Source organism: Hydrogenophaga atypica, assembly GCF_042665215.1.
GTDB classification, from domain to species: domain Bacteria; phylum Pseudomonadota; class Gammaproteobacteria; order Burkholderiales; family Burkholderiaceae_C; genus Hydrogenophaga; species Hydrogenophaga defluvii_A.
On record NZ_JBHTCA010000004.1, the window covers coordinates 168,998 to 191,507 of the forward strand.

28 protein-coding genes are annotated in these 22,510 nt (G+C 66.4%); 2 read left to right on the forward strand and 26 right to left on the reverse strand.

Annotated elements, in window-relative coordinates; genetic code table 11:
- Positions 1-149 precede the first annotated feature (149 nt).
- Together ACFQPB_RS07485 and ACFQPB_RS07490 are read left to right on the forward strand one after the other, a co-directional pair.
- Entirely contained in the window at positions 150-440 is a 291-nt protein-coding gene (locus tag ACFQPB_RS07485; RefSeq protein WP_382221355.1) for a hypothetical protein, read from the forward strand.
- A 116-nt stretch (positions 441-556) separates the two neighbouring features.
- Positions 557-811 (forward strand): hypothetical protein, encoded by a 255-nt coding sequence (locus ACFQPB_RS07490; protein ID WP_382221358.1) that lies wholly within the window; start codon positions 557-559, stop codon positions 809-811.
- Between the two features lie 217 nt (positions 812-1,028).
- Here ACFQPB_RS07490 and ACFQPB_RS07495 read toward each other — a convergent pair whose 3' ends face one another.
- The 26 genes from ACFQPB_RS07495 to ACFQPB_RS07620 form a co-directional block, all read right to left on the reverse strand.
- Entirely contained in the window at positions 1,029-1,532 is a 504-nt protein-coding gene (locus ACFQPB_RS07495; RefSeq protein WP_382221359.1) for a hypothetical protein, read from the reverse strand.
- Positions 1,532-1,900 (reverse strand): ubiquitination-like system serine protease family protein, encoded by a 369-nt coding sequence (locus ACFQPB_RS07500; RefSeq protein ID WP_382221361.1) that lies wholly within the window; start codon positions 1,898-1,900, stop codon positions 1,532-1,534. Before ACFQPB_RS07500 ends, ACFQPB_RS07495 begins: the two co-directional genes overlap by 1 nt.
- A gap of 5 nt (positions 1,901-1,905) precedes the next feature.
- Positions 1,906-2,364, reverse strand: coding sequence for a D-Ala-D-Ala carboxypeptidase family metallohydrolase (locus ACFQPB_RS07505; protein WP_382221364.1), 459 nt, complete (start codon positions 2,362-2,364; stop codon positions 1,906-1,908).
- Complete coding sequence (locus ACFQPB_RS07510) at positions 2,355-2,669, reverse strand: hypothetical protein (RefSeq protein WP_382221367.1); 315 nt, start codon at positions 2,667-2,669, stop codon at positions 2,355-2,357. Before ACFQPB_RS07510 ends, ACFQPB_RS07505 begins: the two co-directional genes overlap by 10 nt.
- Positions 2,666-3,046 (reverse strand): hypothetical protein, encoded by a 381-nt coding sequence (locus ACFQPB_RS07515; RefSeq protein ID WP_382221370.1) that lies wholly within the window; start codon positions 3,044-3,046, stop codon positions 2,666-2,668. The genes ACFQPB_RS07510 and ACFQPB_RS07515 overlap by 4 nt, the downstream gene beginning before the upstream one ends.
- A 14-nt stretch (positions 3,047-3,060) precedes the next feature.
- Positions 3,061-3,402 carry a hypothetical protein gene (locus ACFQPB_RS07520; RefSeq protein ID WP_382221373.1) on the reverse strand — a complete coding sequence of 114 codons (342 nt, stop codon included), beginning with the start codon at positions 3,400-3,402 and terminating at the stop codon, positions 3,061-3,063.
- Positions 3,402-3,860 (reverse strand): hypothetical protein, encoded by a 459-nt coding sequence (locus tag ACFQPB_RS07525; protein WP_382221376.1) that lies wholly within the window; start codon positions 3,858-3,860, stop codon positions 3,402-3,404. The genes ACFQPB_RS07520 and ACFQPB_RS07525 overlap by 1 nt, the downstream gene beginning before the upstream one ends.
- Positions 3,860-4,186 carry a hypothetical protein gene (locus ACFQPB_RS07530; protein ID WP_382221379.1) on the reverse strand — a complete coding sequence of 109 codons (327 nt, stop codon included), beginning with the start codon at positions 4,184-4,186 and terminating at the stop codon, positions 3,860-3,862. The genes ACFQPB_RS07525 and ACFQPB_RS07530 overlap by 1 nt, the downstream gene beginning before the upstream one ends.
- Before the next feature lie 13 nt (positions 4,187-4,199).
- Positions 4,200-4,844: a hypothetical protein gene (locus tag ACFQPB_RS07535; RefSeq protein WP_382221382.1), complete on the reverse strand. Its 645-nt coding sequence runs from the start codon at positions 4,842-4,844 to the stop codon at positions 4,200-4,202.
- Positions 4,844-5,929, reverse strand: coding sequence for a carbohydrate-binding protein (locus ACFQPB_RS07540; protein WP_382221385.1), 1,086 nt, complete (start codon positions 5,927-5,929; stop codon positions 4,844-4,846). Before ACFQPB_RS07540 ends, ACFQPB_RS07535 begins: the two co-directional genes overlap by 1 nt.
- The gene (locus ACFQPB_RS07545) at positions 5,926-11,067 is read right to left on the reverse strand and encodes a phage tail length tape measure family protein (protein WP_382221388.1); all 5,142 of its coding nucleotides are present in this window, start codon (positions 11,065-11,067) and stop codon (positions 5,926-5,928) included. The genes ACFQPB_RS07540 and ACFQPB_RS07545 overlap by 4 nt, the downstream gene beginning before the upstream one ends.
- A gap of 21 nt (positions 11,068-11,088) precedes the next feature.
- Positions 11,089-11,382: a DUF1799 domain-containing protein gene (locus ACFQPB_RS07550; RefSeq protein ID WP_382221391.1), complete on the reverse strand. Its 294-nt coding sequence runs from the start codon at positions 11,380-11,382 to the stop codon at positions 11,089-11,091.
- Between the two features lie 29 nt (positions 11,383-11,411).
- Entirely contained in the window at positions 11,412-11,792 is a 381-nt protein-coding gene (locus ACFQPB_RS07555) for a phage tail assembly chaperone (protein ID WP_382221393.1), read from the reverse strand.
- Between the two features lie 117 nt (positions 11,793-11,909).
- Positions 11,910-12,557: a phage tail tube protein gene (locus ACFQPB_RS07560; RefSeq protein ID WP_382221395.1), complete on the reverse strand. Its 648-nt coding sequence runs from the start codon at positions 12,555-12,557 to the stop codon at positions 11,910-11,912.
- Positions 12,558-12,705: 148 nt separating this feature from the next.
- Positions 12,706-13,059: a tail completion protein gp17 gene (gene gp17, locus ACFQPB_RS07565; RefSeq protein WP_382221398.1), complete on the reverse strand. Its 354-nt coding sequence runs from the start codon at positions 13,057-13,059 to the stop codon at positions 12,706-12,708.
- A complete protein-coding gene (locus ACFQPB_RS07570; RefSeq protein WP_382221400.1) occupies positions 13,056-13,589 on the reverse strand; it encodes an HK97 gp10 family phage protein in 534 nt (177 codons plus the stop codon). Before ACFQPB_RS07570 ends, gp17 begins: the two co-directional genes overlap by 4 nt.
- On the reverse strand, positions 13,586-13,906 hold the full coding sequence (locus ACFQPB_RS07575) for a head-tail adaptor protein (RefSeq protein ID WP_382221403.1): 321 nt from the start codon (positions 13,904-13,906) through the stop codon (positions 13,586-13,588). Before ACFQPB_RS07575 ends, ACFQPB_RS07570 begins: the two co-directional genes overlap by 4 nt.
- Before the next feature lie 2 nt (positions 13,907-13,908).
- Positions 13,909-14,478 (reverse strand): head-tail connector protein, encoded by a 570-nt coding sequence (locus ACFQPB_RS07580; RefSeq protein WP_382221405.1) that lies wholly within the window; start codon positions 14,476-14,478, stop codon positions 13,909-13,911.
- The gene (locus ACFQPB_RS07585; protein ID WP_382221408.1) at positions 14,444-15,838 is read right to left on the reverse strand and encodes a hypothetical protein; all 1,395 of its coding nucleotides are present in this window, start codon (positions 15,836-15,838) and stop codon (positions 14,444-14,446) included. Before ACFQPB_RS07585 ends, ACFQPB_RS07580 begins: the two co-directional genes overlap by 35 nt.
- Positions 15,839-15,901: 63 nt before the next feature.
- The gene (locus ACFQPB_RS07590; protein WP_382221411.1) at positions 15,902-16,390 is read right to left on the reverse strand and encodes a hypothetical protein; all 489 of its coding nucleotides are present in this window, start codon (positions 16,388-16,390) and stop codon (positions 15,902-15,904) included.
- Positions 16,391-16,463: 73 nt separating this feature from the next.
- The gene (locus tag ACFQPB_RS07595; RefSeq protein ID WP_382221412.1) at positions 16,464-16,811 is read right to left on the reverse strand and encodes a hypothetical protein; all 348 of its coding nucleotides are present in this window, start codon (positions 16,809-16,811) and stop codon (positions 16,464-16,466) included.
- A 75-nt stretch (positions 16,812-16,886) separates the two neighbouring features.
- A complete protein-coding gene (locus ACFQPB_RS07600; protein WP_382221415.1) occupies positions 16,887-18,095 on the reverse strand; it encodes a phage major capsid protein in 1,209 nt (402 codons plus the stop codon).
- 66 nt (positions 18,096-18,161) lie between these two features.
- Positions 18,162-18,899: a head maturation protease, ClpP-related gene (locus tag ACFQPB_RS07605; protein WP_382221418.1), complete on the reverse strand. Its 738-nt coding sequence runs from the start codon at positions 18,897-18,899 to the stop codon at positions 18,162-18,164.
- Positions 18,896-20,203, reverse strand: a complete 1,308-nt coding sequence (locus ACFQPB_RS07610; RefSeq protein WP_382221420.1) for a phage portal protein — start codon at positions 20,201-20,203, stop codon at positions 18,896-18,898. Before ACFQPB_RS07610 ends, ACFQPB_RS07605 begins: the two co-directional genes overlap by 4 nt.
- On the reverse strand, positions 20,200-21,915 hold the full coding sequence (locus ACFQPB_RS07615; protein WP_382221422.1) for a terminase large subunit: 1,716 nt from the start codon (positions 21,913-21,915) through the stop codon (positions 20,200-20,202). Before ACFQPB_RS07615 ends, ACFQPB_RS07610 begins: the two co-directional genes overlap by 4 nt.
- Positions 21,912-22,478 carry a phage terminase small subunit P27 family gene (locus ACFQPB_RS07620; protein ID WP_382221424.1) on the reverse strand — a complete coding sequence of 189 codons (567 nt, stop codon included), beginning with the start codon at positions 22,476-22,478 and terminating at the stop codon, positions 21,912-21,914. Before ACFQPB_RS07620 ends, ACFQPB_RS07615 begins: the two co-directional genes overlap by 4 nt.
- Positions 22,479-22,510 lie beyond the last annotated feature (32 nt).

A 22,510-nucleotide genomic window follows, 5' to 3' on the forward strand; every position in this document is an offset into this window, starting at 1 on the left:
ATTTTCTCATGCCGCCGAACTGGGGGCGAGGCCCTGCAACTACGGCGGCCCCCAGTCGGGCACGGGGCGCTCTTCCAGGTGATGAAGCCACTTCGACTGCACGCGAACAGCCCCGTACCCGATAACTCGTCACGTGCTAAATTCGGGCGATGCCAATCTATCAGGTAACGCCAATCGGTAACAACAGAGACGCGCTTGCTCGTGCTGTGACGACCACGATAAATGAGCGCGACCGGATTCCCCTGCAGAACAACATGGGCTGGTTTGTTGACTTCGATGGGACCACTATTGAATTGTCAAACACGCTAGGTGTCACGGGTCAAGCGAAGGGTGAAATCTCGCCCGTTGGGTCAACGCTGATTACCGCCGTAACCTCCTACTATGGTCGCGGCCCTACTGACATGTGGGAGTGGCTCAAAATTCGCTTCGAGAGAAACTGATGGCGACTACACGAGCCAGGCGGCCCACTGAAGCGGAGTCCGTCCCACAAACCCCGCAGTCGAGTCCAAATGTAAATTTTGGAACACCCGGGCACGACTTCACACTACAGGCCGTAATGGAGTTGCAGCGCTCTACTGGAGAATTGACTGCGACAGTCAAAAGCTTGAAGGACGCGGTTGAAAAACTGGAATCGAAGGTCGACAAGGTCGAGGACAAGGTGTCATCGGTGACACACAAAATCTATGCAGCCGGCGTGGTTCTCGGGATACTAGTTGTCGTTGGTGGATTTATTGTCAACAAAGCCTGGGACTTGATGGCGTCTCAACTGGCCGACCGCGCACCTCCTCCTGCAGTTACACAGCCCAAGTAACACCGCCGCGCTATTTTCCTACGCCGTTCTGGCACCAAGGTAGAAACAAAACTCGGATAGCAACCCCCGTGTATGGAGGGGCCACGAATGCGTCACGCAGGTAGCCTGCTACCCCTCAATCAAAGGCGCCACAAAACGCAAAAAGCCCGCCCACCCCTGTGACGGAGTGGGCGGGCGAAGGGCCGGGCGAACCAGGCCAGGAGACAACAGCGAGCGATCAGGGCGACGACGGGTGGCGCTTATCCTCGATGTCGAGGATCTTGTCGAGCTGGCTGCTCACCTCGGCGTACTTGGCGCGGCAGATGGCGATGGCGCTGGCGGCGTCGCGGTCAGTAGTGAACCGGAGGCCTCCACCAGTGGAAGCGGCTGGGGGCGCACCCTCAGCGTCGCCGGCAGGGGCTCGCAGGCCACCACGGCCGATGTCGTTGAGCACGCCCACAGTGTTGGGGTCAAGGCAATCACGGCCAGCCAGGCGGGCAATTTGGACACGGGCGGCTCCCAGTTGGGTGTTGAGGGTGGCCAGCGTTTGGGCGTGCTGGCCGGCGGATGCGTCCATGCCCCGGCGGGCGTAGCGCTGTAGGTCTTGCGCGTGGTCTTTGGCTTCGAGGTCGGCCTGGGCCACACGGCCGGCGTGCCACTGGTAGCCGGCCCAGAATGAGCCAGCGGCCAGCACGGCGATGCCGGCGAGCTTGAGGGTGGTGATGGAAGGCAGGGCAAACATCAGTCGTCTCCCCAATCCGCAGGAAAGCTCACCATGTCAACGGTTTGCCCCGCGAGGGCATGGGTGCAGTCCCCCAGGTACTGGATGCGGCCATCGGTGACGAAGGTGTGGCACACCTTTTCAATCTTGGTCTGCACGATCTCGCCCGATCTGATCTTTGCCGCCACTTCGTCGTTTGTTGCCGGAGGGGTCCACTGATTCCAGCGGACCAGCACGCTGGGCGTGAATGTTGGACGCTCGGCGTCCTGGTTCCAGCCCCAACGTGGGCCAGCGCCATCACCGTGTTGAATCCGGTGCGCCATGTCGCAGCCGAGGCACCAGAACATGAGGCCGTTATCGGTCGTGTTGCGCAGCAGTCTGGACAGCATCCCCATCACGCCAACACCTGTATGCCCACCTGGGCGCCGGCGTCGGTGATGGTGATGACGCGGTTCATGACCTTTTCGGGCAGGCGTGTGGAGACGTGGACCCACTGTTTGCCCTTGACCCCTTCCAGGATGAGCTGGCCGATGCCGAGCACGGACACCTGGGGCGCGAGCGCCTTGGCCACCTGGTAGGGCGTGCCGAAAGTGGGCACCACGATGTCGGCGGCCTGGCCGCGCGTGTGGTCGGAGCTGGTGACGCCGCCCACGGCGCGGTTGACCTCTGGCCCACGGTAGGCGCTGGTGACGATCACCGGGCGCTGCAGGTGTTCGCGGATGCGCTGGAGCATCTCGGCCGTGGCCTGCAGCTGGGGCAGGAAGCCGGGCGGCGGGGTGTTGTCCAGGCGCAGGCGCTGGGCGGTGCTGCTGCGGGTGAGTTCTTCGAGCGAGAAATTGGCGGTCAGGCGCATGGCGGTGGGCCTTTCGGGGCGGATGGATCGGGGTGGATGCGGAAGTTGTCGGGCACACCGTGCCGCCAGTACTTGCTGGTGGTGATCTGCACGGCGCCAATGCCGGCGAGCAGCAGCACCGTCACCCAGTCGGGCTGGTAGGCGGTGGCCAGGGGGGCGTAGATGGCCACTGTGGCGGCGGTGGTGAGCAACGCGAACGCCCAGCGCACCGGGCGCAGGGTGTTGCGTTTGTTCATGCGGGTGGCGCGGCAAAAGCACGTCCACCACAAGGCGGCGGCCAGCGCCAGGTAGATGACGTCTTTCACTGCCCTGCCCCCTTTCGGCCGATGAACACGCTGAGCGCCCCGGCAATGGCCTCGCGCAGGGCCAGCCAGCGGTTGCCCACCCAGCCGATGAGGAAGGCCACCAGCGCGAGCAGTTCCACCGCTGGGATGGCGAGGTAGCGCTCCACCAGGTAGGCCAGCGTGCCGCTCAAGATGGCGGCCATGGCCACGTAGCGGGCAACGTACTTGGCCGCCTCGGTGCGGCTGGTGGTGTCCACCTCGCCCAGGCTCACCAGCGTGCCAATGAGGGCCGCCACCATGACGGTGGCCATGGGCCCGAACTGCGCGCCGACGATGCCCGACGCAATGGCCACAAGAGACGCCCCGGCCGCGCCGGAGGTGGAGATGGGTTCGCTCATGCTTGGGGTGGTGGTCAGAGTTGGTCGGGGTCGGCGCCGGGCGGGTAGTAGGGCTGGGGCTGTAAGGCTGGGGCCGCTGGTGCAGACGGCGTGCCGCGCAGCTCGGGCGGCAGCTGCAGGCGGTCCAGCTCGTCGGCGTGGGCCTGGGCGCAGTGGGCGCGCTGCCAGAAGAACAGCGCATCGATGGCGCGGGCCGTCCAGCCCCAGTAGCGCTGGCCTTTGACGCGCATGCGGTGGGCGCGGCTGCTCAGGGTTTCGTCGGCCCAACCGCCAGGGATGGCCGCGTTGAGGAACTGGTCCAGGGCGATGAGCACTTGCAGCAGCCAAGCCCACACCTTGAGCAGGCGGGCGCGCATCAGGGGCGCTCCTCTTCGAGCACCTGGCCACCCAGCACCTCGGCCACCTTGTCGGCGGTGATGGGGCCGCTGCCGGGCAGGCCCGGAATGGGCTCGGGCAGGCTCTGCTCCACCATCATGCCCAGCAGCACCGGCAGATCAGGCCGGTCCAGGTTCACATGGGCGCGGTTGTTGAGCATCTCTTTCATGCCGATGCAAATGGGATGCGTGCTGGCGGCAATGCCCGCCACCAAGGCAAAGCCCAGGCGGTCTTTCCAGGCGCCTTCGGTGATGTGGCGGGGGCGGGTGTCGGGTGCGGGCGGCAGGCTTTCCCACTCGCCGGTTTCGGCGTTGTGACGCTTGCCGATGACGGTTTCGTCATACGCCGCCAGTGGGATCATGTCCGGGGCGTCGATGACACCCGACGATTTGGTGACGGCGAAAGCGATGCGGGCGGGGGTGATTTGTGCGTAGTGCATCAGTCGTACTCCATAACGGTCCAGCGGCCGGCGCACGCGCTGGCGAAGGTGTTCGGCACCGCCAAACGAAGATTGGTTGGACTTGTGAGGCGGCGGGTCGGCTCTTGAACAGAGGTGCCGCCGGATCTGAAAGTCGTGTTGACTACGGAATCCGCAAAACCACCCGCGAAGGTGATGACAGCCTTGGCCGTGTTCACGCTGCTGATGGTGATGTCCACGTATTCGGTGTCTTCACCCGATCCGCTGCTCAGGCTGGTTGTGCTCACATAGCCCGATTGGATGGACTTCATGCCACCGCCACCGAACAATTCACTGAATAAGCTCATTCATCTCTCCTTTTCAGACCCAGCCCTTGGAGGCCGTCCACACCAGAACGGCGCGGGCGTTTTTGACGTTGAGGGTGCATTTGCCAAGCGCATTGCGGATCTTGTTGGGACCCGGATCGAGGGCCGCCGTCAAGGACTCCGAGAGGTCCAGAAACTCCACCACCGTGCTGCCATCCACCAAACCAGTGGTAGGCAGCACCAGGTCACCCGAACCGGTGAGCACGTGATGAAAGCCAGCAATGGCGGGGCCGCCAGCCGGATACGTCACCATGGGCCGGCCCGACACGGACGCGATGTCCCACCAGTCGGTCGGGGCCAGGGCTGGGTCCACCGTGCTGGGCGAGAGGTTGTTTCGCGCACGGTAAGTGCGGCCATTGAGCAAGCTCCACGCCGTGTCGCCAGCGGTGTAGTTGGTGCCCGTCACCCACTTGGGTGAGTTGACGGCCGCCACGGCGGCTTGCGCCTGGGCGGATGCGGTTTGGGCCGACGCATAGGCTTCGGCGGCGTTGCTGTAGGCGTTCTCTCCCACAAGCTGCAAGCCCGTGGCGTAAGGCCCCAGGGCCACACTCCACGCGTAAGCCCGCGCATTGAATGTGCTGCGGTCGTTTAGGTCCGGCGCGGGGGGCAGCGCCGGGATGGTGGTCGGCGGTGAGGCCATCAGATAAGTCCTTTCACAACAATGTCCAAAGTGGCTTGGTTGAATGCGTCGTAGGCCATGGAGCCACTGCCGATGCCGAAGGTGGTGAGCCCCGTGTAGCCGCGCTGGCGCGTGGCCACCCAGGCCACGGGCACGTCGAGCACCTGCTGCACCAGGCTGACGGCGTAGTCGGCATTGGCACGGGGCATGGCCACCCGGCAGCGCAGGTTGGTGGCCTTGTGGCGGCGCTTGATGGTGGTGGTGCCGTCTTCGGCCACGTCGATGTAGCTGTACGACACCGGCTCGGCGATAGCACCTTGCAAGGTGCCGCCCCAGTCCAGCGCGCTCATGAGCGGCACGAAGTCGCCCACCACGATCATTCCGATGCCCACGGGCTGACCGAGGGCGGCGGTGACGGTGATGGTGAGTTCGGCCGTGGGGCGCAGCGGGATGTCGGTGGCCACCACGCGGTTGAGCGGGCGCGCGGGCGCATACAGGTACTCGTACCAACCGAGCGACGGCTCCAACAGAAAGTCGCTCTGCTCAAAAATCACCGTGCCGCCTGGCGCGTCTTTGACAGTGATGCTGTACTGCGCCCCTGTGAGGCCGTACAGCGCCACGGCGTTGAAGAAGCCAGGACTCAGCACATAGGTCATGCTGTTGGCGCCCAGGGCGGCGGTGCTGGAGTAGATGTCGAAGGGCGCCCATCGGTCGGTGGGGCCCCAGTCTTTCCAGCGGGTGGGGTCGTCTTCGGGCAGCGGGCTGGCGGCACTGGTGTGACCCTGAGCGCACTTGTATTTGCGGTGCGTGGTGGGGCGGGCCACGATGTCGCCCACCGCGTAGGTCACGGCGGCGGCCCAGGCCTGCTCCACATCACCCAGCACCGTCCAGCGGGTGGGATCGTCTTCGGGTGTGGGCGTAGCGGCGCTGGTGTGCGCCACCTTGCACACGTAGTTTTTGCGGGTGGTGCTGCGCTTGGCCACCTGGCCCACGGTGTAGGCCACGCTGGAGCCAGACCAATCGGCAGCCGTGCCCGAAGGCTCGGGCACGGTGGTGCCGGCGCCGATCATTTCGGCGGTGATGGCAATGGGGTTGATGATGTTCATGCTGCGAACGTGCGCATGCCTGCGCCGCCTTCGGTTACGTTGTCCAGCGTCTCAGCGGTGCGGCGCTGGTAGGTGTTGCCGTCGTTCACCACCACCTGCAGGCGCTGCACTTCGGCCGTGAGGCTTTCAACCAGCGCTTCAAGGCGCTGGGTGTTTCCACCCAGCATCGATTGCGTTTGCGTGGCGGTGTAGATCTGCGCGGGCGGCATGTAGGCCAGCTCTGGCCCACGTTCGCCCACCATGGCCCAACCGCCGCTGTGCCAGCCACCATCGGCAAACCGGGGCAGATTCATCCAGGCATAGGGGTCTTCCTGGCCGTAGTAGCTCAAGAACTCGGTGGCGCTTTGCGGCGTGCGGCCGGTGTCCTGCTGGAACTGCTGGTAGGCCGCTGCAGCCGCTGCCGTGGCATCGATCTGCGCCTGCGAGGCCCCTGCCCCAGCCATGGCGGCCGCCACGGCGTCGGCACCGCCCAGGCCCAGCTCGCCACCGCGCACGGCGTTGAGGTAGACCTGCGCCTGTTCGTAGGCCGTGCGGTTTTCGGCGTTGTAGGCCAACAGGCCACCATAGATTTGCTCTTGGGTGGCCGTCATGCTGTAGGGGTCGGTGGTGTAGCCCGAACCCTCGCCATAGGCGTTGGCGTACATGGGCGCCGACTGTGTGCCGGCGTTGGGGCGCCGGCCCGTACTGCCCGGCTTGATGGCCTCCTGCAGCTCGGCAATCGCATCCACCACCGACACGTAGCCCGCGCGGTTCACCTCGGTGCCGGCGTCGGCACGGGTGAGCATGTCGCGCCAGTACACCAGGGTCTGGTCCAGCGCTTCCATTTGCTGCTGAGCCACCAGCAGCTGGCGCTCGGCTTCGTTGAGCTGGTCGCCCGCGAAGCGCGAGAGGTCTTCCAGGTCGCCGGCCAGCTTGAGCTGGGCGAACTGCTGTTCGGCCAGGCTGGCGTAGTTCTCCATGCCCATGCCACCGCGCGCGCTGTCAATGGCGTTGGCCAGCGCTTCGGCATCGGGCAGGCCCAGGCCAGCGCGGGCCGAGGCCAGCGCCTGCTGGATGGTGTCTTGCCCCCGCGCGGCCGCAGCCACAGGGCCAAGGGCTTCGGCCCGCAGGGAGTTGACGCCCTCGCTGAGGATGTCGAACACTGCGGCCACTTCGTCGCGCAGGGCGCTGGCGCCATCGGCCTGGCGCTGCCACAGGGCCTTTTCAGCGTCCACCGAGGCCTGCAGTTGCTTGAAGGCAGCGTCGCGCGCCTGCGTGGCCGCCGTGGTGATGCCGCTGGCAGTTTGCGTGACGGCTTCGGTGACACTGGCAAAGGCGGGGGCCAACTGCAGCAGGGCCGCGTAGTTCTTGCGGCCGCTTTCGGTGCTGAGGTCTTGCGCTTCCACCAGCGCGCGGAAGGCATCGCGCGTGGCGGGCATGGACAGGCCCAGCTCACCCATGGCCTCAGCCACCTGAGCGGTGGCAAAGCTGGCGCGCTCCGCGTCGCTGTAGAAGTTTTCGTAGTAGCTGGCACTGGCGGCCGCCAGGCCTTCCATGCTGCCGAACATGGAAATCAGCGCGCTGGTGGCTTCGTCGGTGAGGCTGGCCAGCTGCGGCATGGCAGCACCCATGCCTTCGAGCGCGGCCTGAATCTGGTTGATCTGGGTGACCACCATGGACAGGCCGTCCATGGTGACGGAGTCGCCCAGGCCCTTGAGCATGGCGTCGGCCCAATCGGGCGTGGACTCGATGAGCACGTCGCGCACATCTTTGGAGATGGCGTTGAGGTACTCGGTGTAGCCCTTTTCACCATCAGCAAATTCGCGGCCGGGCCACTTGTCTGCGCCCTGCTTCCAGTCGATGAGCGACTGGCCATCGCGCATGATGTTGAGTGCACCCCAGGCGCCGTCGCCGCTGCTGTCGTCAGCAAAGCCGGTGGCGGCCCAGTAGCCGGCGTCTTTGCCGAAGGTTTTGGCGGTGGTGTCGAGCACTTCCACCAGGGATTGCGAGAGCGCGGCCGCGCCTTTGGAAACGCCTTCGTTGTGGACGTCGAGCGCAAAGTCGAGTCCATCCACACCCAACCCGGACTTGCTGCCCTGCGCCTTGCTGTACGAGCCAGCACCGCCCGCGTGCAGGGTGCCGGAGTCGTCAAGGCTGCCCAGAATGGCCAGGGCGGCGATGGCGATCCAGCCCCACACGGGCACAGAACCCAGCGCCGCGGTGGCCCCCGCCGTGGCACCCGTGCCGGCCACAGCGCCCGAGACCGCCCCCGCAGCAGCCACCGTGCCCGCGCCACCGATGAAGCCGCCCACGGCGCCGTATTCCTTGCCGAAGCCGTAGGCGCTGAGGCCACCCGCCGCGCTGAGGCCGACGCCACCGGCTGTGGTGCCCATCCACGTGCCCGCGCCGCCGTTGGCGTACGCGCCGCCGATCAGCTCCCACTGAGAGTAGAGACCGGGGTTGGCCACCATGCCGGCATAGCTGCCGCCCTCGGCGGCAACGGTCATGCCGTTCATGAAGCCGGTGTAAGCAGCGCCCGCGCCGGAGGCATTGTTCATGAGGCTGTAGCCGTTGGACACGTTGTTGAACATGCCCCCGCTTCCATCCTGCGAGCCCCCCATGCCCATCGCCCCCATGCCGCCCTGCACCACGGCCTGGATGACCGGGCGCAGCACCATGGTTTTGAACATGTTGACCACGGTGTCGCGCAGCACTTCGGCAAAGTCTTTGCCGGACTCGAAGCCGCGCATGAGGGCGTCGGTGAGGGTCTGCTCGATCTGTGCAGACGTGCGCGCGAAATCCTGCTGCAGAACGCGGTTGACGACGGCCGAACTCTCGATGCCTTTGGCTTCCACCAGCTTGCCCACCTGGGCGCGCTTTTCAGCGTCGCTCAGGCTGGAGCGCTCCACGTCGGCGATGAGCTTGGCGTACTTCAGCTCCACCTGGCGCACGGCCACGATCTTTTCGCGCTCAACGGCCGACAGGCCGACCATGCGCAGTTCGTCGGCGTAGGTGTCGCGCAGCTCTTGTGCTTGGCGCAGCATTTCGTCACCGCGCTGATTGAAGGTCTTCAGTTCGGCGGCCTTGAGGGCGTCCACGTAGCGCTGTTGTGCGTCGGTTTTGTTGTTGATCGCTGCGACAACCTGCTCCGAGTTTTTGAACCCGGCGATGTCGGCAGCGTTCGACTGCATGCGGGCCAACGCGGCGGCCTCGATGACGGCACGGCTTTTGCCCCACACCTCGTTTTCCGCCTCCAAGGCGATCGCACGGCGCAGGATGGCCTCGGCATCGTTGTTGATGCCGGCGAGTTGCTTGTCACCCTGCGCCACCAGGTCGCGCTCCAACTGCAGCGATTCGCGCAGCACCACCTGGGCACGCTGCGCGGTGGCCACGCGGCGGGCTTCGGCCAGCTCGGCCTGCAGCACGGACTTGGCGCGGCCATCGGTGGCCACGGCAATCTGTTCTTGCAGGCGCAGCACCTCGCGTTCGCCGTCGGTCAGTTTGTCGGCCTGCAGGCCGTACACCTGCAGGCGACGCAGAGCCTCTTCTTCGGCCACCGCACGCGAGCGCAGGGCCGCGATCTGCATGTTCTCGGCGTTGACGCGCGCGATGGCCGTGTCTTTGAACTGCTCGCGGATGGCCTTTTCGCCAGCGGCCACGCGCTCGGGGTTGAGCAACGCGCTTTCGGGGTTGGCCGCGCGGATCTTGTCCAGGCCTTCGCGGTAGTCGTCCAGCGCTTTGTTGAGCTGGTATTGCTTGCCCAAGCCCTTGGACTGCGCGGCCTCAACGGCGCCGCTGGCCTCAATGCCGGCACGTTGGGTGGCCTGGCGTTTGGCTTCGGCGGCGGCGTTGTCGCGCACGGCCTGGGTGACGCGCTCCAGGTAGTTGAGTTCGTCTTGCGCGGCCTGGATCATGGCCTTGCGGTCGGCGGCGCTCTGGCCGAACGCGCCCCCACGGGTGCGCATGGATTCCAGCTTTTCGCGTGCCGCTGCAATGCGCTCTTCGCCCGTGTCGGAGCGGCCGATACCGGTGATCGCATCCCACATGGACTTGCCCTTCCGGGCCCAGAAGTCCATGGCGGTTTCGAGGGCACCCATGTTGGCCTTGTAGGCTTCGATGGTGGGCTTCACCGCGTCGGCATAGGCGGCCTGGGCGATGCGGGCGGCCTCGGTCTTGCGGCCCTGTTCTTCCAGTGCCTTGATCTGCTCGTACTGGCTTTGGGTCAGGTAGCCCAGCGCCTCATTCAGCTTGAGCGTGGCTTTGGTGGGTTCGTCGGCCAGCTCTTTGAACACCTTGGCCGTTTCGGCCACGCCCTGGCCAGGGTACTTTTCCAGCTCGGCGGCAAACAGGGTGTACCGCTCCAGGCTGTCGGCTGCCACACGGCCGTTGGCAGCAATCTCGGTGAGGGCGGTGCTGATGGCGCCGCGCGAGAAGCCGGCGCCCGAGAGCTTGGAGACGATGGACTCCAACTGGCCAGCGGTGACGCCAAGGGTGGTGGCGGTTTTGGTGGCGGTGATGTCCAGCAAGGCGGACTCTTTGCGGCCAGATTCAAACGCCAGGGCCAGGCCTGCCGCCGCTGCAAGCGCCAGGGTGAGCGGGTTCACCATGCCCATGACGTAGCCACCCAGCGCCTTGGCAGCAGCGCCCACGCCGCCGAATTGGTCTTTCAGCTGGCCGCCCTGCTGGATGAGCACGAGCAGCGGGTCTTGACCGCTGGCCAGGCTGGTGACGATGTCCGTCATCTGGGCCGGCACCATGCGCAGGGCATTGGTGTACTGGCCGGTGGAGATGGTCAGCGAATCGGTGCGCTGGCGGGCCTGTTCGAGCTGCTGCAGGTAGGGCTGCAGAGCGCCCACGTCGGCGCCGCGCTGGCGGCCGAGGGACTCGAAGAATTTGGCGGTGCCCTTTTCGCCGGCCTCGGCCGCAGCGGTGGCGCGCTGGATGCTGGCCACGATGCTGCGAGTGTTGGCGTCGATCTTGGCCGAGGCCTGGGCACCAGACGTGCCCATGGCATCGATGCCGGCACCCGCCTTGCTGGCGGAATCGGACACGGCGCGGGCCATGCCAGCGGCGCCGTCCTCAATGCGCTTGAGACCCTGGAGCGCGCCAGAGCTGTCCACCTCGGTGGCGAGCTGGATTTTTTCTTCACGTGTGGACATGGCAGGCGAAAAAAAGCCGAGTCACCCCGGCGGTTTGTTTTTGGCGATCTGGTCGAGGGCGCCCTCTTCGAGCGCCTGCACATCGGACAGAAAGTCGTCCCACTCGCGGCCCTGCAGACCGAGGCGGTCCATCAGGGAGAAGAGCGGCACGTAGTTGAGGCCAATGGGGCCACCTGGCCCCAGCAGCCACTGGGTGCGCAGGCGCATGAAGGTGGTGAAGGCCTGCCAGTTCTCGGGCCAGACCTCCACCGGGTCTTCGGCTTCGAAATCTTCGGGCTCCCAGCCATCGGCGCGCATTTCGGCGATGGTGGGCATGCGCTCGTAAGCCGCCTGGGCGGCGGCCTTCAGTTTCCCAGCCGGCCTTCGGTGATGGCGGTGCGGTACTTCTCCATCACGGCGGCAGCAGCGGCGGGGAGTTCGTCCGCCAGCTCGGCCAGGCTCTGCAGCGTGAGAGGTTCGTCCAGATCCCAGCCCACCAGCACTTCGCTGAGGTACTGGGCGTTTTTGTCCACCGTCTTGCTCATGAGGGTGCCGAGCGAGAACTTGCCATCGGCGGGCGGGGCCTCGCCCGCGTCGTTGAACATGCGGTCAATGAACTCGCCGAACTCACGCCGGGTGCGGTACTTGTACTTGACAGAGAGGGCACCGGTGCTGCCGTCGAGCATGGGGAAGGTGACAACGGCGGGGAAGGATTCGGGGCGCTTGCCCAATTGGATTTTGGCCATGATGCTTGTCTTTCGCGGGGATAGAGAAATGCCCGTGCCCACCCCCACCGTCCCCCGCGAAAGGGACGAATGGGGGCGGGTCGGTGCGCGGGCTGGGCCACCTCAGTGGCCCGGGGATCAGGAGGCGTAGCGGGTGCTGCGGTTGTTGCCGCTGACGGAGACGCGCAGCATGGTCACCTGGCCTTCTTGCATCACTTCTTCTTCGTTCAGCGCCACGGTGCAGGGCAGCAGGGTGATGGCGCCGCTCTTGGCGATGTTGCGCATGATGGTGTCGGTCTGCACGTCGGTGAGCGTCTTGAGCGCGGTGTAGCCCGGCGAACCGATGCTGTCCGCGTCGATGTTGAACGAGCGGGTGATGGGGGTGAAGCCGTCGTTGATGGTGTATTCAACGTCGCTCTCCAGGAACTTGTAGTTCACCTGCTTGGGTTCGCCGCCGCTGGACTGCGGGTTCATCACCGTGGTGATCTGGGTCCAGGCGCTGACCTTGCGCACCGAGCCCACGCCGGTACCGGCCGGGAAGAAGGTGGTGCTGGTGGTGTCTGCGCCTTCGAGCGTGAAGGTGTCCACCGTCACGCCCTTGATGCGGAACGCGCGCTTGTGCAGCCGGCCCCAGCCGGACTGGATTTCGACGATGTCGCCGTTGGTGTAGCCGTGGGCCACCGAGGTGACCACGGCTTCGGCCGCGTTGGTGACGATGGTGGTGGCTTTGGAAGCCGCGATGGTGCTGGCCACCCAGAGGGTGGTGCCGGAAGGGGTACGTGCCATAACAAGGGCCTTTCAGAAGTGAAAAAACCCACGCGAGGTGGGCGGAGTGGTTGCATGCGCCCTCGCGGGCAAGAAAAAACCCGCCTTGGTTGCCCAGGGCGGGTTGCTCAGGTGGCCGTGTGGCCGGTTCGGTGCGGGTCTGTCGGGTCTACCGATCGGCCCAGATTTCAAAATCCTGCATGGCGCCGCGTGTGGCGGGGTCGTCTGACGGGGCGGCCTGCAGGGCGGCTTGTGGTGTGGCGGTAAAGCCTGGGGCTGCACACAGTGCGGCCTCGATGTTGAGCATGAGCTGGCTGGCGCCCAGGCGGGTGCTGTGCCAGGCGGTGATTTGCATGAGCGCGGCGCGCTCGGGGGGCAAGGTGCCTTCCAGGTACACCAGAGCGGGGCCGCCCACCTGCTCGTAGATGACGTAGGGCAGCTGGGCCTCTGCGGGTGCCTGGTCGGGGTAGACGCGGGGGCACACGGCCTGCAGGGCAGCAGTGAGTTGGGCTTCGAGGCTCATGGGTTGTTGATGCGTTTGAGCAGCTCGGCGCGAGCTGCTGCCATGGCCTGCGGAAACTTGGCCATGGCGGGCCGCACAAAGGGCCGGGCGGGCACGTGCACGGGCGTGGGCAGGGTGACGTAGTAGGCGTCGAGCGCGGCGCGGTTGCGGCCGTTGCTTTTGGGCTTGGGCTTGCCGTACATCTCGGGCCGCACCTTGGGGCGCACGCGGCCTTGTTCGTCCTGGTAGTACTCGTAGCGCTGCAGGTGGCCGAACTCCACCAGGTGGCCGTGGGGCGCCTTGCGGGCGTTCCAGCTGACGTGATAGACGGCGCGGCCGGGGCCGCTGTTGTCGGCGCTGTAGGCCTGGTAGATGGCGCTGGCCAGCTTGCCGCTGCTGCGCTTGCCCCGGTTGGCGTTGCGCTGCACTTCCTGGTAGAGCACATCGGCAGCGGCCTGGGCGGCGGGGCGGGCTGCCTCTTGCATGCGGGTGCCCAGCTTGCCCATGAGGCGGTTGAGGCCGCCGAGGTCGGCTTTGATGGTCATGCTCATTGCGTGGCCTCGCACACCAGGTACATGTAGCCCTGATCGTCGGCCGGTTGCACGGCCAGGATGTTGAACACCGTGGTACCCAACACGGCCACGTGGCTGTGGTTGATGGCGGCGGTGCGGCGCACCAGCATGCTGGCGCGCACGGTGCTGACGGGGGCGCCGGCCTTGAGGGCTTCCATGCCGCTGAGGTAACGCACCTCGGCGCGCACTGTGCACACGTCTGTATGGCCGGGCAGCGGCTGGCCGGCTTCGTCTTGCGCGGTTTGTGGGGCGCGGATGTGGACCACCTCGCGCAGGCGGCCGGGGTCGATGGGCATGGTCAGAGACTCCACACGCGGTAGGTGTCCAGCAGGCCATCGGCAAAGCCCTGCGGCACTGCGGGGCGTTCGGCGCTGCGGGTGCGGCGCTCGTACATGTCGCCAATGGCGAGCAGCAGCCATTGCTTGATGGGGCCGGGCACGTCGGCGGCGGTGGTGCCGTAGCCGGCGGTGTAGGCCACTCGCACGGCGTTGATGCGGCCGGCCTGGGTGGCAGGCCAGGCCACGCCGGGCGCGGGCACCAGGTAGGCAGGCTCACTGTAGGGGTCGAGCTCGTAGTCTTCACCGGCCAGTGTCACCAGGGTGCCGGCCGCGTCGAAGTACTGCAGGCTCTGCACCTGCAGGGCGGGTGGCATGGGCAACTTGATGGCGTCGGGGAAGGCATCGAGCGCCAGCAGCCAGGGCGTGCTGATGAGCGTGCGCTGCAGGCGGTCTTCGCAGGCCTCGCGGGCGGCGCTGATGAGGGCCGTGATGAGCGTGTCGTCGTCGTTGACGGTGACGCGCAGGTGTGCCTTGGCCTCGGCCAACGTGAGCGGCTCAGCGGCTGGGGCGGCGGTTCGCTTGGGGTTCATAACGTGTGTTTTTCCGGGTCGTCGGGGTGGCTGGCGCCCTCGCCTGGCCAGCGCGGCCCACCAGGACGCGCGCGGTGTTTTCTTGCACGGGGCGCTGCGTTGCAGCACCGGTTCGGCTGTGTCCTGCGCCAGCAGGAGCACGGCGCAGCAGGCTGTCGATCAGGTAACCACCGGACAGCTCAGCGGCAGCCGGCGACCTCAGCTGGTAGCTGCCTGGCAGATCAGCGCCCACAGCACTGCCCGCCTCTGCCAGCGCGTAGGCGCCGGACAGGTTGGTGCCCACGGCGGTCAGCACCTGGGCCGCACCGGCCAGTTCGGCCCCCACCGGGGTGAGCACCGCAAAGCCTCCCGAGTGCTCGGCACCTACGGTGCCGGCCAGGCCATAGGCACCTGCAAAACTGGCGCCAGCCACACCCCCCAGGCCGTAGGCCCCGGGCAGGCTGGCCGCCACCACCGCCAACACGCTGTAGCCGCCCGCCTGGGCCTGGCCCACTGCCTGGCGCAGGGCATAGGTGCCTACGGCGTTCGCGCCCACGGCGTTGAGCACGGCATAGCTGCCCGCACTCTCAGCGCCCACGATGGAACTGATTGCGTAGCTGCCGGTGCTGTCGGCATCGGCGCTGGCGAGGATGTCGTACCCGCCGGGACTGTCTTGCCCCACCGCCGACAGCGCTTGGGGCCGCAGCGCCAGGGTAGTGGCGCCCCAGCTGTTGGCCGCGTTGACGCTGCCGCCACCGAAGGCCGCAGGGTTGTAGCTGCCAGATGTCCAGCCGGTGTAGTAGCCAGCACCTACCGTGCCATCGTTTGTGTCGGCACCGTTGAAGGTCAGCAGGTTGGTGAGGTACCCAGCCGTGTACAGCGTGGTGCCAGTGGCCGATGCGCCACCGCCGCAGCACACAATCCAGGCCCCTTCGGTGACAGGCTCGATGGCTGCCGGGTCAGGCCGGTTGTTGACGCCAGAGCCGGTGGCATAGGTCGGCGAAACGTCCATCGGCGTGGTTGGGTCCACGCCGCGAAACACCTGGATGGTGTAGGCAATGCCGTCGGCGTTGTTGCCCGACGGCGGAATGGTGACCGCCGTGTCCGGCGTACTGCCCATGACCTTGTAGCAGGTCTGGACGTTGGTGTCGTAGGTGGTGGCGGTGGTGCGCTGCGGCGTCAGTGGCGTGTAGCCGCTCGGCGTGCTGATGGCGACGGTGGGCGCCCGTGCAGCCGTGCCAACGCTTACCGTGACGACAACGAGGTCGCCCTCAATGGGTGCGCCACCACTGCCACCAGTGAGGCCCGTGGTGAGGCTGATGGAGCCGCCACCCTGGCCTGCAGCACCCGCCCCCTTGCCGCCTACATAAGAGATTGCCACATACGGTTCTTTCCGGCGTCCAGTTCAAGGCCCAGGGGGACGCTGCCCATGGGCCGCAGCTCATCAAGCGGCGGTGTCGCCTTCAACGCTCAGGGTGTAGGTGTCGTTGGCGGCAGGTGTGGCAGCGACCACGGCCCGGCGAATGGCGACCGCCTTGTGCTGCCCAGGCGGGATGCTGCCCAGGGACAGGCCCGCGCCTTTGCTGCTGGGCTGGCTAAAGGTCACACCGCCAGGGGCTGTGTTCTCGTTCGCAATCGTGCTTTCCGTGCCGTTGATGGCCGAAGCACCAAGGCCGATGGCGATGCGGCTGCCCGTGGTGTTGGCGCTGATCCAGATGACCGCGTTCTGGAGGGTGAGCGAGCCGTGGTTGTTGTGGACGTAGATGATCCGGTATTCGGTGTCGCCGGCGGCGCTCTCGGCGCTGCTGACGTCATCGAACAGATCAACCGGTACCAGCTCGGACGATTTGGCACCGCCGAGGGACGCGTCGGGGTTGCTGTTGGCGGCACCGCCGGAGAGGCGGTACTGGATGTCGGTGGAGGTGATGGGCATGGGAGGGTCTCCAGCAGAAGGCTGATCTGCAAAACACCCTGGGGGCAGGGTGTTTCACGCATCAGGCTGGTGGTCAGGCCTTGGCGGGCTTGAGGCTTTGGGCGAATGCCACGGCGGCCTTGTCGGCGTCTACCAGGCCGTCGGCCACGGCGGCCTTGGCCACGGCGGCGGGCATTTCGGCCACGTCGTCGGGCTGACCGTAGGCACAGGCAACCAGCACGCGCACCTTGACGGCCTTTTCTTTGGTGGCCGGGGGCGCAGGCGGGGTGATGGAGGCGCTGGCCAGCTTGGCCTTGCCTTCGTTGAGCAGGGGTTCCGCGACGTCGGGCGCGACTTCGAATTCGGCGCCTTCGGCCAGGTCTTCGGCAATGCCGGCCACGGTGCCGGCAGCGAGCGCCATCAGGGCGATGAGCTTGGACATGAGACTTCCTTGTGGGTGGGGTGGACGGGCCGGCCCGCCGGGCGGGTGCCTGGGCGGGCCGGGGCCTGGCGCCTATCAGGTGGCGCTGTTGCGGTAGGTCTTGACCGCGTTGACGTCGAGCAGGTTGCCGCCGGCACGCGCCCAGGCCAGGAAGCCGACCTGGCCCTTCTTCATGTAGGCGCTGTCCTCAAAGCGGAACAGGGTCACCTCCATGGCGTCGCGCACCATGTACTTGCTGTGGTCGCCAAAGCTGATGGGCTTGGCGTTGGCCGCCGGCGTGGGCATGGCGTTGTTGATTTCCACCGGGTAGCCCAGCAACAGGTCGGGCGTCTTGGCGGACATGCCTTCGTCGTAGCTGGGCGTCCAGATGGGGCGGCCGGCGGTGTCCTTGATCTTGCGCACGGTGCGGCGCATGGTCTGGCCGAACATGAACTTGAAGGCGGCGTCGTCGTAGGCCGGGTCGATGCTGTCCACAAGGTCCACCAGGTCGTCGTAAATGACGGTGGTGGTTTGGCCAGTGGTACCGGTTTTTCCCACGCCTGCAGCGCCCACCAGCGAGTAAGGCTGGCCGGTGCCGGTGCCGTCGGCGGTCATCAGGCGGTTCTGGATGCGGCCGATGCGATCGCGCACGCGCTGTGCCACCAGGGCCAGGATGTCGATGGACGTGTCCTGCAGCAGCTCGATGGGGATGGTGATGACCTTGGAACTCCACTTCTGCACGTTCAACGGCACGGTGCCGAAGGTGACGTCGGCATCGTTGGCAGTGGTGTTCTGCGCGATGATTTCGCCCTCTTCCGCCGTGCCGTCGGTGGTGGGATAGCTCAGGTCGGCACCGTTCTCGGTGACCAGGCGGCTGGCCACACGGCGAATGCCACTGTAGTCCTTCAGCGCTTCGATGAAGGTGCTGGCCAGCGTGGATTGCACCGTGTAGCCGCCCTCGCTGCCGGTGGTGGTGCTCATGGTGTTGCGGATGAGCAGGGATTCCTCGGCGGTGAGGTGCTTGCTCATCTTGCGCAGGAACAGGTCCACCGCGCGCTGGGCATCGGTTTGCTGGGCGGGTTTGCGCTCGTTGCGGGGCAGGTTGTCGAAGGCGTTCTCTGCCTCGTTGTCCAGCAGGCGCTGGTGGGCTTCGATTTGCTGTTCAACGCGCTCGGCTTCGTCCACGAGCGTGTCGAACTTGGCCTTGTTCTCGGCCGACCAGGTGGCGGAACCCGTTTCCTCCAGGAGGTTGCGGGCTTGCTTCTTCAGGGAGGCCAGGCGCTCCCGCAGGGCTTGGATGCTCATATCAGTCCTTTCGTGTTGAGCAAAAAAAACCGCCCAGAGGGCGGCGGTACGCTGCGCGGTAGCGCTTCAGGCGTTGAGTTCGAGCAGGCGCAGGCGCCGCTCGTTGTGGGCGCGCACGGCGCCCTCGTTGATCTGGGGCGGCTGGGGTGCCAGCAGCGCCTGGGGTGTCTTGTCGAACGCGGCCAGGTTGAACTGGCGGGCGCTGGCGTTGCTGGTGCCGGCCTGGCCAGAGGGCGCCAGGCGGTCGGCAAACTTGTTGTCCACCGCCTCTTGTGCGGTGAACCAGGTTTCGGCGTCCATCCAGGCAATCACCTGCTCGGTGGTGGCGCCAGTGCGGCGGGCGTAATCGGCCACGATGGCGCCATCCACCTTGTCCAGCAGGTCGGCGGTGGTGCGCATGTCGTGCTTGTTGCCCATGGCGAAGGTCCACGCGTTGTGGATCATGTAGAAGCCACCGTCCACGATTTCCACCTCTTGCGCGGCCGAGGCGATGGTGGTGGCAGCGCTGGCGGCCAGGCCGTCGATGTGGGCGATGGTCTTGCCGCCAAACTGCGCGATGGATGCCGCGATGGCGCGGGCTTCAAACACGTCACCGCCTGGGCTGTTGATGCGCAGGTGCAGCGTGGTGCTGGCGTCGAGGCCGGCGATGCTCTTGGCCACTTCCTGGGCGCTCACGCCCCAGTAGGCGTCGATCACGTCGTAGATGTAGAGCGTGGCGTCGGCAGAGGCCTCGGCGCGCACCAGCTGCAGCGGCTTGCGCTCTTGGGCTGCGTTGTCGCGCAGCAGTTGGATGAGTTTTTTCACGGTTGGGCTCCGGTGGTCTTGGTGCCGGCGGTGCCGGGGTGAAAGAGCTTGTCGGCCTCGCCGCCTTGCGGTGGCAGGTTCTTTTTGCGGCGGATCTCGTCGGCCGTCATCCAGCCCTGGCCGCTGCCTGGGCCACCCAGTGCGGCGCGGAAGTAGTCGGCCTGGGCCTTGCTGTTGCCTTCGAGCATGGCGTCGCGGTCGAACTCGAAGAAGTACCGCGAGGTGCGGAACAGCTTGCGGTTGAGTTCTTGCTCCAACCGCTTGAGGTGCGGCTGGATGGTGAAGAGCATGAATGCGCGGGTCATTTCCTCCAGGCCACTGCCCCAGCTGGTGGCCGCGCTGGTCTCGCCAATCAGGTGGGGCGGCACGCCAAAGGCGCGGGCAATGTCCACCACCTGGAACTTGCGGGCGTCGAGCAGCTGGGCGTCTTGGGCGCTGATGCTGACCTCCTTGGCCTTCAGCCCGTCGGTGAGCACCAGGGGCAGGCGGTGGGCGTTGTCGAGCCCGCTGTACTTGTTGGCGTAGGCCTGTTGCAGCGCATCGACGGCGGGTTGCTTCATCTGCCCTGGCGCCTCGATCACGATGCTGTGGTGCGAGCCGTTGGCGAAGAAGCGACCGGAGTACTCGTCCATCGCCATGGCGTTGCCGGTGGCGTTGCGGGCGGCCCACTGGATGACGCTCCTGGCCCGCAGTCCGTCGAAGCCGAAGCCGGGGAAGTGCAGCATGTCGTCCTGGTCGCAGCCATAGGTCCGCACGTCTTGCACGAAGTACTTGAGGCGCTCGCCCGACTGGACGCGATCAGGTTGCACCGCCTCGTAAGGCAGCGGGATCAGCTCGCGCACCGCGCCCGATTTGCTGCGCCCAATGAACACGAAGCCGGACTCGCGCAGCAGCTTGTGGCTGGTGATTTGCTCCCACATGCTGGCGGCGGTGAAGCGCGCGGTGGGCTGCTCGTTGAGCATCCACCAGTAGGGTGTGTCTTCCACCAGCTTGCGGCCGGTGCCGATGCGCTCGTACACGTTGACCGGCAGCTGGCTGATGACGCCCGCGATGCGGGTGACACAGCCATACACCGCCGACACGCGCATGGCGCTCTCTGCCGTGACGGCCATGCCGGCGGCGGCACGGTTGGACCCGAACAGCTCCACCACGCGCGGGTCGCTGCTGGCGATGGTTTCCGTGGCGCCGTTGCCAGCGTTGCGGATGGCACGGGTGGCCTCGCGCTCGGCGCGCCACTGCGTGAGGATGGGCGAGCCCGGCACTGTGGCGCGGGCCTGCACATCGTCCCAGGTGGTGGTGGTCATAGCGATACGAAGCCTTGTTCAATGGTGTTGCTGGGCTCGTTGGCCAGCGCCCGGCCCAGCGCCATGAGCGCCGAAATGGGGCCGTCGATCTTGTTTTCTGGCCGCTCTTTGGTGGGCGACATCAGCTCGTTGAACTTGCTGACCTTGACCACCAGGTTGCTGACCATCCAGGCCATGACGGGGTTGCCGTCGTGGCACAACTTGCCCTCCAACACCAGGTTCTCCACCTGGATGAGGGCGGGCGTGAAGAAGATGGCGCGCTGGGTGATTTCCACCAGCGGCAGGCCTTCTTCGATCAGCTTGCCGGCGAAGTACATGGAGAGCGCCGGGTCGAAGGCGATCTCTTGCACGTCGAACTGGCGGCACAGAGCGCGCAGGTCGTCGGCCACCACGTCGAAGTCGGTGAGGTCGCCATCGGTGACTTGCACGTAGCCCTGGCGTGCCCAGCCGCTCAGGTGGGCGTTGCCGCTTTCCTGAATGGCCAGCTCGTTGAGATACAGACGTGTGGACAGGCACCACTTTTCCACTGGCGCGTATACACCATCGGCGCCCAGCTCAAGGAAGTTGTGCTGGAAGACGATAGACAACGCGGCAAAGTCCTTCTTTTGCGCCAGGTCGAGCCCAATCCACGCCTTAGCCCCGTGGTACTCGGAGAGGTCGCGCAGCGAGGGTTCTGCGCAGCGGTCCCAGGCCCGCATATCCATCCAGGGCGACTCACCCGACACCCAGACGTTGAGGCGCTTGGTGAGGAAGTTGTTGAGCGCGCTCGGCATGGCCTCGGCCTTGCGGGCCGCTGCGGCCATGTCGTCGGGCAGGACCGATTTGCCGAAGTTCGGGTTGGCCTTGGGCCACACCGCCGGGTCGAACGGGTCGTCACCATCGTCGATGGTGTAGATGATCCCGAACACGCGGTCGTCGATCACCACCTTGTCGAGGATCTTGGTGATGTGGGTGCGCCGCTCGTAGCAGATGCCCGAGCGGTCGGTGCCGGCGGTGGTGATGGTCCACAGCAGCGACTGTTCACGCGCGCCCCGGGCGGTGTCGATCACGTCGTACACGGCGCGGGTTTTGTGGGCATGCAGTTCGTCCAGCAGGGCGAAGTGGACGTTCAGGCCGTCCAGCGTGCTGCCTTCGGCGGCCAGTGGCGCGCCCTTGCTGGCCGTGTGCGCCACCGTGAGGCTGTGCTGCATGATGGCCAGCCCCAGGTGGGTGCGCAGGCCTGGCGATCGCTCGGCCATGGCGCGGGCGTCATCGAAGACGATGCGCGCCTGGTCGCGGGTGGTGGCGGCGGTGTAGCACTCGGCGCCGTGCTCACCATCAGCGGTAAGCGAATACAAGAACAGACCCGAGCCCTTGGTGGACTTGGCGTTCTTGCGGGCGATCTCTTCGTACACCTCCAGGAAGCGGCGCAGGCCGGTTTCGCGGTGCACCCAGCCGTAGACGGTGGTGATGATGAAGCACTGCCAGGGCTCCAGCGCGATGTTGCGGCCTTCGCGTGCCCACTTGCCCTTGATGTGGGGCAGCAGCTCGATGAAGGCGCAAGGGCGCTCGGCGCGCGTCACGTCGAACACCCAGGGCCACTCGGCCGAGGGTTCGCGCTCCAGGTCGTCCAGCTGGCGCTGGCAGGCCAACTTCGTCCACTTGCACGCCACCAGGTCGCCCGCCACCACCGCGCGGGCATAGGCCAGCGCGGCGTTGACGTATTCGCTCATCGCGCGCCACCCACCGCGAACATGGCGAAGCCCGTGGGCCGCTCTGGCGGCGCGTCAATGCCGGGCAGCGTGGGCTGCACGTAGTTGCTGGCCTGCACACGGCCACGCGCCGCAGGGCTCAGGCCGAAGTGCATCAGGTAGCGGTTGAGCTGCTCGCGGTGCTTGCCGATCAGCTGCACCAGCACGCTCTGCTGCGCGTAGCCCGAGGGCGTCACGGCGTGGCTGGCCTCGTACACCGCGTCGGCGTAGTCCATGCCTTTGTCAGACACCAGGCGGGCCACCTTGCTGTTGAAGGCGGTCTCCAGCTCGGCCAGCCGGCCGGCGGTCTGGCAGTACAGCGCCAGGGCGGCACGGTCCAGGCCGCTGATCAGGCCCAGCTCTTCCAGCAGCGGCGTGATCCGCTTCCATTCCTTGCGCGCCTCGGCACCGAGGTGCTTGGGCGGGCTCGGGATCTCGATCTTCGGGTTGATGCCAGCCGTGAGGTCGAGCGCCCGGTTTTTGGTGCGGTCAGAGAGGGGATTTGGCAGCGGCCCCCGAGACCCCAGGGCATGAACTTGTGCCATTGCAATCTCCAATGCAGAGCGGGGGAGTACCC